Genomic DNA, 10885 nt, shown 5'->3' with positions numbered 1-10885 from the left:
GCCGGGGCGTCGGGCGCGCCGGCGCGGCGCGCCATTTGCGGTGCGGCGCTCATCTCCGCGACGCGCCCGACCGGCGCCACGGCAGGTGCCGGCGCCGGCGGCGGCAGCGGGCGGCCGCCGGTGTCGGGCTGCACCATCACCGACCCGGCGACGCGCACCGGCATCTCCGGCCGCGCCACCGTGATCGGCTGGTAGATCCGCTGGCGGAAGGCCGCCGCCTCGCCGGAGACGAGGGCGAGCCGTACCGCGTCCCAGTCGCTGCCGGAGGCGTTCTCCACCACCGCCCAGCCCTGCAGCCGCGCCTGGGCCGTGCCGGCGGGTGCGCCCTGCGGTGCCGTGCCGGCGGGTGCCCCCATCGGCGGCACCAGCAGCCGGTAGGAGGGCTTCCACAGCGGCGCACCGGCGACGTAGAGCACCGCCACCTGGCGGGCGCGGTCGGCACGCAGGCTGATCTCGATGCGCCGTTCGTCGGCGGAGCGCGCGGCGGCCAGCGCCTCCGCCGCGCGGGCGACGCGGCCGGCGAGCGCGGTGTCGGTCAGCTTCACCTCGTCGCCTTCGCGCAGCAGCACCGTCGCGATGCCGGTCGGCGTGACGAGGGAAAGGCGCAGCCCGCGCTCGGTCTCGGCGGCATCGGCGATGCGGCCGCGGGCGCCGCCGGCCTCGGCCTCCTGCCCGCGCAGGGCGGCGAGCAGGCGGACGCGGCTCTCGAAATCCTCGGGGCGCAGGGGCAGGCCGCGGAAGGCCTCGCCGGCCAGGTCGCGGGCGGGCAGGCGCAGGCCTTCCACCGTGCCGGCGGTGTCGACCACGATCAGGCTGCGCAGCAGGTCGTCCACGTCGTCCGTGGGCGCGCGGAAGGTGACGCTGCCATCGGCCGCGACCTCGCCCGCGCGTTCCACCTGCGCCAGTCCCGCGGAGGAGAGCGTGACGCTGCGCACCGGCAATTCGGTGGCGAGCGCGGTCGAGGCCGTCAGCAGGAAGGCGAGGGTCAGGCGGCGCATGGGCGGTCTCCTCTCCGCAGGGGCGCGGAGGGTAGGAAGCCGGGCGCTGCCGGTCCAGCGCGGGACGGTGACGCCCGGCGGTCCGCCTGAAGCGCTTCAGGGTGGCATCAGCGCGCCAGGACGATGTCGGCCTCGGCCAGCAGGGCGCGCGCCTCGATGCGGTCGGCGGGGATGAAGGGGATGATCACCGACTCGCGTGCCCGCGGATCGCGGATGGCGTTGAGGACGCCGTCGCGGGCATTGAGCGGCTCGCCGGCGACGTAGAACTGCGTCACCAGCACCGCGCCACCGCCCGGGCGCGTGACCTGCACGTGGATGTGCGGCGTGCGCCCCGGATAGGGCGTCGGACGCAGCGTGCGGAAGGCGTAGGCGCCGCGCGCATCCGTCATCACCCGGCCATAGCCCTGGAAGTTGGCGTCGAAGAGGTGCGTCTGCGGGGCGCGCGGATGGGCATAGCGGCCATTGGCGTCGCATTGCCAGATCTCGACCAGCGCGCCGGGGACGGCCTCGCCCGCAATGTCGGTGACGCGGCCGCGCAGATGCGTGACGGTGCCCATGGCCTCGGCCGCGGCGCCGCGCACGCGCACCAGGTCGGCATCGGTGTCGGCCGGGAAGGCGACGGGATAGAAGGGGCCGCGGGTCTGTGCCGGGGTCGCCATGCGCGACTGCGCCAGGGCGGGCAGGGGCAGCAGCAGGGAACTGCCCGCGGCGATCAGGCCCCGGCGGCGCAGGGCGTGGCGCGGGATGGTGGTGGTCATGGCGGGGCTCCTCATCCGGCGCGCCATGTATGCGCCGATTCCGCCTTGCCGGGTGTTGCGAAGCGCAACGCCATGCCGCCGAACCTGGCGGGGCGGCCGCGCGCGAAAGCAGGACCCCGATGCCGAACCGGCCGAAAGGCCGGCCGGTATCAGACGAAGGCGGGCAGCAGGGAGGCCACCATCAGCGCCGCCATCGCGCAGTTGAAGGCCCGCAGCGAGGCCGGCGTGCGCAGCACCCGCCCCGCCCCCGCGCCAAGTCCGGCCCAGACCGCGGTGCAGGGAAGGCAGACCACGGCGAAGACGGCGGCGATGCGCAGCGTCTCGGCCAGCGTGTCCCCGGCCGGGGTGGTGAAGGCCGGGATGGCGGCAAGCGCGATCATCCACGCCTTGGGATTCACCCATTGGAACAGCGCCGCGCCGAGGAAGCCGAGCGGCGGGCGGGACGGCCCTTCGCCGGGCGCGCCGGCGCGGGCGATCTTCCAGGCCAGCACCAGCAGCCAGGCCGCGCCGCCCCATTTCAGCACGGTGTGGACCATCGGCCAGGCGGCGAAGGGTGCGGCCAGCCCGACCCCCACGATCAGCAGCATGGCGGCGAAGCCGAAGGTGATGCCGAGCATGTGGGGCAGGGTCGCGCGCACCCCGTGGTTGGCCGCCGCCGCCGCGACCATCAGCACGTTCGGCCCGGGCGTCACCGAGGTCGCCACGGCGAAGCCGAGCAGGGGAAGGAGTGTTTCCATGGCGGGATGGTACGTCAGATTTGCTGACCTTCTTCTGTGCTCTTGCCGGAACGCCCATGCGCGTGTCGCATGGCGCGGTCTGGAACCAGGAGACTGCCATGTCCGACGAAACCCCGGAACAGCGCCTGGCGGCGCTCGGCCTGAGCCTGCCGCCGGTGCCGAAGCCGATCGGCACCTATGTGCCGTACCGGGTGGAGGGCGGCTTCCTCTACACCTCCGGCCAGGGGCCGCGGCGGCCGGACGGCGTGCCGGTGCGCGGCAAGGTGCCGAGCGAGATGGGCATCGAGGAGGCCTATGGCTATGCGCGGATGGTGGGCCTCGGCCTGCTCGCCGCGGCGGCCGAGGGCGCGGGCGGGCTGTCGAGGCTGAAGGCGGTGAAGGTGCTCGGCATGGTGAATGCCGATCTCGACTTCGAGGAGCACCCGAAGGTCATCAACGGCTGTTCGGACCTGTTCGTCGCGGTGCTGGGCGAGAACGGGCGGCATTCCCGCTCCGCGGTGGGCATGGGCAGTCTTCCGAACCGCATCCCGGTGGAGATCGAGGCGATCTTCCGGATTCTCGGCTGACGACGGGGGCCGGTGGCCGGCGCGGCGCCCGGCGGCCATCGCAGATGTCCTGCATCTGCGATGGATACCCGGTGCGGGTGCGGCGCCCCCGCCTTCCGTCAGACGCGGTTGCGCGTGACAAGGCGGCCGGGCTTCTCCCCCGTCGCCCCCTTGCCGGCGACGTAGGTCGGCACGCCATTCGCCCAGACTTCCTCGATGCCGGCCGATTCCTGCTTCGGCTTCTCGAAGGTCGCCTTGTCGATGATGGTGTCGGCGTCGAACAGCACCAGGTCGGCATAGGCGCCCTCGCGGATCACGCCGCGATCCACCATGCCGAACAGGTTCGCCGTGCGTCCCGTCATCTTGTGAATGGCGGTCTCCAGGCTGAACAGGCGCAGTTCGCGCGCGTAGAGCCCGAGCACGCGCGGGAAGGTCCCCCACAGCCGCGGATGCGGGTGCGCGTCATGCGGGATGCCGTCCGAGCCGATGACGGAGGACGGGTGCGCCATGATCCGGCGGACGTCCTCCTCATCCATCTGCCAGGTCACCTGGCCGGCCGGCAGCAGGCGCTCGGCGGCCATGCGGATGTCGGTGTTCCAGCCGCGCGCGATGTCGGAGAGGTACTTCCCCGCCATCTCCGGATGCGGCACCGACCAGGTGATCATCACCTTCACGTCGTCGCGCAGCCGGTCCGGCATCAGCACGGTGGAGCCGGCCGGGTAGGGGTACATGTCGAAGAAGACGTCCTGCGACTGGTTGTAGGCGTCGATCAGCGGCAGCGTCTGGGTGGACCGCCCGTAGTTCTCCGGCATCGAGCACTTGTGATGGCTGATCCAGACCGGCACGCCGACGCGCTTGCCGATCTTCGCCGTCTCCTCGATCGAGGCGCAGACGCGGTCGGCCTCGTCGCGCATGTGGGTGACGTAGATGCCGCCGAAGGCGCGCAGCGGCTCGGCCACCGCGATCACCTCCTCGGTCGTCGCATGCATGTTGGGCGGGTAGTAGAGGCCGGTGGAGAAGCCCGAGGCGCCTTCGGCCAGGGATTGCTTCACGCGCAGGCGCATGTGCTCGATCTCGGAATCCTTCGCCGGGCGCATGACGTCGCCATCCATGGCCTCGACGCGCATCGTCTGGTGGCCGACGAGGGCGTAGGTGTTCACCTCCGAGCCGCGCTTCTTCAGCTCATGCGCGTAGTCGCCGAAGCTGTCGAAGCGCCACCAGCCATCCTCGCCGATCAGGTCGAGCGGCGGCGGGGGCGTGCGCCTGAAGCGGGCAGGGGAGAGCGACACGCCGCAATTGCCGACGACGACGGTGGTGACACCCTGGCTGATCTTGCAGGTCATGCAGTCCGGCCCGCACATCACCGCGCGGTCGTCATGCGTGTGGGCGTCGATGAAGCCGGGGGCAAGCGCCTTGCCGCCGGCGATCACCTCGCGGTCCGCGGAAGCGCCGCCGAGATCCCCCACCGCGACGATGCGGTCCCCCGTCACGCCGACGTCGCCGCGCCGGCGCGGCGCGCCGGTGCCGTCGAAGATCGTCGCGTCACGGATGATGAGGTCACAGCGAAGGGCCATGGCGAAGGCGTCCTGCAGGGGATGGGATGACGGGCCGATGATGGCCCGGCCGCGCCCCGGGCGAAACCCCGCCCCTTGCCGACATCCCTTCCGTCCGGCCAGCATGGTGCCGCAACGAACCGGGGGTGAACGCCCCCGTCACGATCAAGAGGGAACGTTCCAGGCATGACCGAACTCAACCGCCGCCAGATCCTGGCGGGGGGCGCCGCCGCTGGTGCCGCCATCATCGCCCCCGCCGGCCGCCCCTGGGCGCAGGCGCGCGACCAGGTGATTCGCATCGGCGTGCTGGCCGACTTCTCCGGCCCCTACCGGTCCACCTCCGGCCCGACCAGCCTCGCCGCGGCGCAGCAGGCGGTGGAGGATCTCGGCATGGCGAACCGCGGCATCCGCGTGGAGGTGCTGCAGGGCGACCACCAGAACCGCCCCGATGCCGCGCTGGCGCTCGCCCGCCGCTGGATCGACCAGGACGGCGTGGACATGATCTGCGAGGTGAACAACTCCGCCATCGCGCTCGCCGTCGCCAACCTGGTGAAGGAGAAGGACAAGGTCCAGCTTGCCTCGGGCGCGGCGACCTCGGCGCTGACCGGCGCCCAGTGCAGCACCCACACCATCCAGTGGACCTACGACACCTGGATGTTCTCGAACGTGGTCGGCGGCGCCTCGGTGCGCGCGGGCGGCGACAGCTGGTACTTCATCACCGCGGACTACGCCTTCGGGCATCAGCTCGAACGCGATGCCGGCGGCTTCGTGCAGCGCGCCGGCGGGCGGGTGCTGGGATCCGCGCGCTATCCCTTCCCGGGGACGACCGACTTCTCCTCCTTCCTGCTGCAGGCGCAGGCATCCCGCGCCAAGGTGGTCGGGCTGGCGATGGCGGCCGGCGACATGGTGAACTGCGTCAAGCAGGCGCACGAATTCGGCCTGACGCGGCGCGGCGCGCAGCTCGCCGGCATGATCATGTTCGTGCAGGACATCCGCGGCATCGGCCTCGAGGCCGCGCAGGGCATGCTGCTGAGCGAGGTCTACTACCATGACCTCAACGACCGCACGCGTGGCCTGGCGCAGCGCATCCTGCGCCGCACGCCCGACAACATGCCGGGCCAGGAGCATGCCGGCACCTATTCCTGCTGCATCCACTACCTCAAGGCGGTGATGGAGGTCGGCGTCGAGCGCGCCAAGGCGAGCGGCATCGCGGTCATCGACGTGATGAAGCGCATGCCGACGGACGACGACGCCTTCGGCCCCGGCCGCGTGCGGGAGGACGGGCGCAAGATCCACCCGGCCTACCTGTTCGAGGTGAAGAAGCCCTCCGAGAGCCGCGGCCTGTGGGATTTCTACAAGCTGCGGGCGACGGTGCCGGCCGAGGACGCCTTCCGCCCGATCAGCGAGGGCGGCTGCCCCCTGGTGCGGGGCTGAGTTCCGGCCGCGGCGGGCGCGAACCCGGCCCGCCGCGCCGATTCGGCAGAAGCCAACCACCGCTAGCGGTGGACGCGCCTCATGCCCACAACATCTGGTAGCGTCCAATTGGCATCGCTGATACCAATTGGCCTCACCGAGGTGCCGCGAGGGGGCGGCGGCTCGGAAGGGGACAGAGCCAGATGGATGGGATGCATGCCGGTGCCCTGCGGGCATCGAAGGGTGTCGTGCGGCCGCTGCCGGGTGGTGCCTTCGGCGAGGCGAAGCTGCCGCCGCGCGCGCTCGATGCCGGCATGGGTCTCGCCGTCGCCCGCCGCACCGTCTTCCGCCCCGAGGATCGGGAATGCTTCGGCCGCGTCGCAGACCGCGTGGCGGAAGGGAACATGTCGCTGCTCGGCCGTCCGCTCGGCGCGCGGGAGGTCGCGGAGCGCGCCCGCCTGCGCAACGCCATCGCGACCGGCGCGCTGATCACCTCCGGCCGCCATCTGCAGCACGGCGACGCGCAGCAGGCCACGCGCAACATGGAGGTCTTCACCAACTGCGCGACGGCGATCGCCTCCTTCGCCAAGTTCTACCTGCTGCTGAACGGGTCGGGCGTCGGCCGCGCCTATGACGACGCGCTGGTGGCGGTGGACTGGGCGGGGGCGCCGGACGTGCTGCTGCACCTGTCGCCCGAGCATCCCGACTACCCGCAGGACCGTGCCGCGCTGCACCGCTTCGGCGTCGAGTTCGGCCTGCTGCCCTGGGACAGCAGCGTCGCGGCGTTCGACGAGGCGGCGGTGCGCGGCTTCCTCGCGCGCGAACTGATCCTCGACCCCGCTTCCGTGCCCGAAGGCGCCATCCATCACGCGGTCGAGGACAGCCGCGAAGGCTGGGCCAAGGCGATCGAGCGGCTGGAGAGCCTCGCCTTCGCCGGCGCGAGCGACCGCAGGCTGGTGCTGGACTTCTCCGCCATCCGCCCGCGCGGCGCGCCGATCGGCGGCATGCAGGGGCGCCCGGCCTCGGGCCCGCTGTCGCTGATGCGCGCCTTCATGGCGATCCGGCGCGAGGTCATCGCCCCCGCGCGCGACGGCCGCCTGGCCGAGCCCTGGGAGCAGGCGATGCTGGTGGACCATCACCTCTCGGTCGAGGTGCAGGTCGGCGGCGCCCGCCGCGCCGCGCGCATGGCGACCAAGAACTGGCGCGACCCCGGCATCCTCCGCTTCATCCGCGCCAAGTCGGAAGGCGGGCTCTGGACGGCGAACAACTCCGTCATGGTGGACCGTGCCTTCTGGCGTGGCGTGCAGGCGGCGCGCGCCGGCTCGGCCCGCGCCGAGGACCGCCACGCCCTGGCGGTGTTCGAGGAAGCCACCCGCTGCGCCTTCGTCAACGGCGAGCCCGGCTTCATCAACGGCGACATGCTGGAGGACCACCGCACCGGCCGCGCGCGGGAGAAGCCCGTGCACCATGACGGTCGCGACGTGCGTTCCGCGCGCTACCGGGTGGAGCACGCGGCGGGGCTGCTCGCCGACCTGTCCGCCCGCGCGGCGGAGGCTCATTTCCCCTGCACGACCAACCCCTGCGGCGAGATCGTGCTGCACGTGACCGGCGGCTATTGCGTCATCGCCGATTTCGCCCCGCTGCTCGCCTGCCCGATGGATCCGGCCTCGGTGATCCCCGGCGTGCTCGACGACGCGACGGCGGCGGAATGGGACGCGCGGGTGGAGGATTCCGTCCGCCTCGGCGTGCGCTTCCTGATGCGCGCGAACTCGATGGACGCGCTCTATGCCGAGGAGGTGCGCCGCACCAACCGCATGGGCATCGGCCCGACCGGCCTGCACGAATGGGCCTGGGCACGCTTCGGCCTGGGCTTCGACGACCTGCTCGACGAGGAGCGTTCGGCGCCCTTCTGGGAGGCGCTCGCCCGCTTCTCCGAGGCAGCGAAGGACGAAGCCGACGCCTATGCCGAGGAACTCGGCCGCGTGCGCCCCTTCACCGTCACCACGGTGAAGCCGGCCGGCACCACCTCCAAGCTGTTCGGCCTGACCGAGGGCGCGCATCTTCCCGCCCGCCGTCAGTACCTCCGCTGGGTGCAGTTCAAGGGCACGCGGAACGAGGCCGGCGCCTGGCACGCCGATGCCGACCCGCTGCTGGCGGATTACGAGGCGCGCGGCTACCCGGTGCGCGAACTGCGCTCCTTCCCCGGCATGAGCGTGGTGGGCTTCCCGACCCTGCCGCTGATCCAGCGCCTCGGCCTGGGCGACCGGCTGAAGACCGCGCCGGAAGCCAGCCCGGAGGACCAGTACCGCTGGCTCTCCCTGATGGAGCGCCACTGGATCGGCGCCGAGCGCGGCAACCAGATCTCCTACACGCTCAAGGTCTATACCGACCGGCACGACCTCGAGGCCTTCCGCGACATCCTGCTGACGCACCAGCCGCAGGTGCGCTGCTGCGCGGTGCTGCCCTCCGCGCCGGATGCCGCGCTCGGCTACGAATACCTGCCGGAGGAGGAGGTCGCGGAAGACACCTTCCAGGCGATCGTCGCTGCCATCCGCGACCCCGCGCTGCATGAGGCGCTGGATCTCGCGCACCTCGCCTGCGCGAACGGCGTCTGCCCGATCTGATGCGCTGCCGGGGGGCGCTGCGCGTCAGCGCCCCTCGAACACCGGCTTGCGCTTGTCGAGGAAGGCGCGCGCCGCGTTGCGGAAATCCTCGGTGTAGGCGAAGGAGCCCTCGCGCACCCGGTCCTCCGCGGTGATCGGCAACTCCCCCCGCAATTGCTGCATCGCCCGCTTGTGGAAGCGCGCCGAGAGCGGCGAGCCCTGGGAGATCCGCTCCGCCAGCGCCTGCGCTTCCGCATGCACCGTCCCGTCCGCCACCAGGCGCGACAGCAGCCCCTTCTGGTAGGCTTCCTCGCCGGTCAGCACGCGGCCTTCGATCAGGATCTCCGCCGTCGCGGCGTAGCCGCAGATCTGCAGGATCGGGTCGATCTCCTCATAGGCGTAGAAGATGCCGAGGTTGCGCGCCGGGATGCCCATCCGCGTCGCCGGCGAGCCGATGCGGAAATCGCACATGGTGGCGATGCCGCAGCCGCCGCCCATGGTCCAGCCCGAACAGGCGGCGATGGTCGGGTGCAGGCAGGTGCGGATGGCGTGGAAGGCGCCGTGCAGCTCGCGGCCGTAGATCTCCTCGCGCTCCGGCGTGCCGCGTTCCAGCGCGAAGGCGGCGATGTCGGCGCCGGCGCTGAAGGCGTCCTCCCCGGCGCCGCGCACGACGACGGCGCGCAGCGACTCATCGGCCGACAGCGCGGCGAAGGCTTCCCCCAGCGCGACCCACATCGGCAGGTCGAGGCAGTTGCGCTTGCCCTCGCGGTCGATGAGGACGGTGGCGATGACGCCCTCGCGGGTCGTGCGGATCAGATCGTGCGGCATGGCGCGCTTATAGCCGTGCGCGGTCAGCGCCACACCCCCGGCCGGACGGACACTGCGACCAGCGCGCCATAGGCGACGAGCCCCGCCGCGATCGCCGCGAAGGCACCGGCGAGCCCCGCCCCGGTGAATTCCGCCAGCAGCCACCCACCGCCGACCGCCACGCCGAGCCGCGCCACCGCGGCGGCGAAGGGCCCGCGCATCCGCCCCGCCCCCTGGCAGGCGAAATACAGCGCCATCCCCAGCCCGAAGGGACCGAAGGACGGCCCGACCCAGCGCAGGTAGAGCACGATCGCCTCCTGCACCGCCGGATCCGAGGCGAAGATTTGCGCCAGCGGATGCGGGAAGACCGCCGCCGCCAGCCCGATCGCCCCGGCCGCCGCACCGGCGACCAGCCCGCCGCGCCAGGCGGTCGCCCGCGCCTCCGCCCAGGCGCCGGCGCCGACGCGCCGGCCCACCAGGGTCAGCAGCGCGACGCCGATGCCGAAGCCGAGCGGGATGATCAGGAACTCCAGCCGCACGCCGACGCCATAGGCCGCGATCGCCGCGGTGCCATGCCGCGCGACCAGCGCCGTCATCAGCACGACGGCGATGTTGGCGATGGTCGCCATCACCGTCGCCACCACGCCGACCGAGAGGATGCGCATGAACAGCTTGCGCCGCAGCGGCGCGGCGATGCTCGGCACGAAGCCCGCCCCGCCGCGCGCGATCACCACCAGCATCGACGCCGTCGCCACGCCGAAGGCGATGAGGTAGGCGATCGCCGCCCCCTCCAGCCCCCAGCCGAGCCCCAGCATCAGGACGCCGGACAGCGGCGCCTCCAGCACCCAGACCGCCGTCATGATGATCGCCGGCAGGCGCATCTTGCCCGCGCCGCGCAGCACCGCGCCGAGGATGTTCGACAGCCACACCAGCACCGCCCCGCCGAAAAGTATCGAGGCATAGGACATCGCATGCCCGAGCGTCGCACCCGAGCCGCCCACCGCGCGGAACAGCATGGGCCCGAAGCCGAGCACCAGCACGGTCGTCGCCAGACCCATGCCGAGCGCGATCAGCGCCGCGTGCTTGACCAGCGCCGCCGCTTCCTCCCGCCGCCCGCCGCCGAGCGCCCGCGCGACCGCCGAGGCGACGCCGCCGCCCATCGCGCCCCCCGAGGTCATCTGCATCAGCATGATCAGCGGCAGCACCAGCGCGTAGCCGGCCAGGGCCTCGGTGCTCAGCCGGCCGATCATCGCCGCCTCGGCGGTCTGCGCCGCGGCCTGGACGAAGGTGACGAGGATGGTCGGCGCCGACAGCCGCGCGATCTCCCGCACCGCGGCGGGCGGGGGTGCCTCCTGCGGGTGGGTCACGCGTGCGGCACCTGATCGGGCGCGCTTGTTTCGCGCGACCGATTCACGCCTGCGGTGCTCGGCTCCGCCTGCGCCCTCCGGCGACCGGGCGCGCTTGTTTCGCG

The 10885-nt window shown here is 72.5% G+C and carries 8 protein-coding genes and 1 pseudogene; 3 read left to right on the top strand and 6 right to left on the bottom strand.

Going from position 1 to position 10885, the window contains the following annotated elements; all coding sequences use genetic code 11:
• The 3 genes and pseudogenes from GXW74_RS27440 to GXW74_RS27430 form a co-directional block, all read right to left on the bottom strand.
• Window positions 1-998 (bottom strand): annotated as a pseudogene (locus GXW74_RS27440) (DUF4139 domain-containing protein); the annotation flags it as partial.
• A gap of 107 nt (window positions 999-1105) precedes the next feature.
• Complete coding sequence (locus GXW74_RS27435) at window positions 1106-1756, bottom strand: dioxygenase family protein (protein ID WP_211850079.1); 651 nt, start codon at window positions 1754-1756, stop codon at window positions 1106-1108.
• A 149-nt stretch (window positions 1757-1905) separates the two neighbouring features.
• Window positions 1906-2493, bottom strand: coding sequence for a LysE family translocator (locus GXW74_RS27430; protein ID WP_211850077.1), 588 nt, complete (start codon window positions 2491-2493; stop codon window positions 1906-1908).
• Window positions 2494-2591: 98 nt separating this feature from the next.
• Between GXW74_RS27430 and GXW74_RS27425 the strand changes: the two genes are divergently transcribed.
• Window positions 2592-3059: a RidA family protein gene (locus tag GXW74_RS27425; protein ID WP_211850075.1), complete on the top strand. Its 468-nt coding sequence runs from the start codon at window positions 2592-2594 to the stop codon at window positions 3057-3059.
• A 98-nt stretch (window positions 3060-3157) separates the two neighbouring features.
• On the opposite strand, the gene GXW74_RS27420 is transcribed toward GXW74_RS27425, so the two are convergent.
• Entirely contained in the window at window positions 3158-4612 is a 1455-nt protein-coding gene (locus GXW74_RS27420) for an N-acyl-D-amino-acid deacylase family protein (RefSeq protein ID WP_211850073.1), read from the bottom strand.
• Between the two features lie 165 nt (window positions 4613-4777).
• Between GXW74_RS27420 and GXW74_RS27415 the strand changes: the two genes are divergently transcribed.
• Both GXW74_RS27415 and GXW74_RS27410 read left to right on the top strand, forming a co-directional pair.
• A complete protein-coding gene (locus GXW74_RS27415) occupies window positions 4778-6025 on the top strand; it encodes an ABC transporter substrate-binding protein (protein WP_211850071.1) in 1248 nt (415 codons plus the stop codon).
• 182 nt (window positions 6026-6207) lie between these two features.
• Window positions 6208-8628 carry a recombinase gene (locus GXW74_RS27410; RefSeq protein ID WP_246524262.1) on the top strand — a complete coding sequence of 807 codons (2421 nt, stop codon included), beginning with the start codon at window positions 6208-6210 and terminating at the stop codon, window positions 8626-8628.
• A 24-nt stretch (window positions 8629-8652) separates the two neighbouring features.
• On the opposite strand, the gene GXW74_RS27405 is transcribed toward GXW74_RS27410, so the two are convergent.
• Both GXW74_RS27405 and GXW74_RS27400 read right to left on the bottom strand, forming a co-directional pair.
• On the bottom strand, window positions 8653-9435 hold the full coding sequence (locus tag GXW74_RS27405) for an enoyl-CoA hydratase/isomerase family protein (RefSeq protein WP_211850064.1): 783 nt from the start codon (window positions 9433-9435) through the stop codon (window positions 8653-8655).
• A gap of 23 nt (window positions 9436-9458) precedes the next feature.
• Complete coding sequence (locus GXW74_RS27400) at window positions 9459-10781, bottom strand: MATE family efflux transporter (protein ID WP_211850062.1); 1323 nt, start codon at window positions 10779-10781, stop codon at window positions 9459-9461.
• Between the last annotated feature and the right edge of the window lie 104 nt (window positions 10782-10885).

Origin of the sequence: Neoroseomonas eburnea (assembly GCF_018129005.1) — a bacterium.
In the GTDB taxonomy this organism is placed as follows: domain Bacteria; phylum Pseudomonadota; class Alphaproteobacteria; order Acetobacterales; family Acetobacteraceae; genus Neoroseomonas; species Neoroseomonas eburnea.
The sequence above is the reverse complement of the archived record's forward strand: the minus strand, read 5'-3'. Positions and strand labels throughout refer to the sequence as shown.

Bases quoted from the DNA above. Each gene is read 5' to 3' on its own strand.
- GXW74_RS27420 (WP_211850073.1), bottom strand. From the start codon at position 4,612: ATGGCCCTTCGCTGTGACCTCATCATCCGTGACGCGACGATCTTCGAC.
- GXW74_RS27435 (WP_211850079.1), bottom strand. From the start codon at position 1,756: ATGACCACCACCATCCCGCGCCACGCCCTGCGCCGCCGGGGCCTGATC.
- GXW74_RS27410 (WP_246524262.1), top strand. From the start codon at position 6,208: ATGGATGGGATGCATGCCGGTGCCCTGCGGGCATCGAAGGGTGTCGTG.
- GXW74_RS27430 (WP_211850077.1), bottom strand. From the start codon at position 2,493: ATGGAAACACTCCTTCCCCTGCTCGGCTTCGCCGTGGCGACCTCGGTG.
- GXW74_RS27425 (WP_211850075.1), top strand. From the start codon at position 2,592: ATGTCCGACGAAACCCCGGAACAGCGCCTGGCGGCGCTCGGCCTGAGC.
- GXW74_RS27415 (WP_211850071.1), top strand. From the start codon at position 4,778: ATGACCGAACTCAACCGCCGCCAGATCCTGGCGGGGGGCGCCGCCGCT.
- GXW74_RS27405 (WP_211850064.1), bottom strand. From the start codon at position 9,435: ATGCCGCACGATCTGATCCGCACGACCCGCGAGGGCGTCATCGCCACC.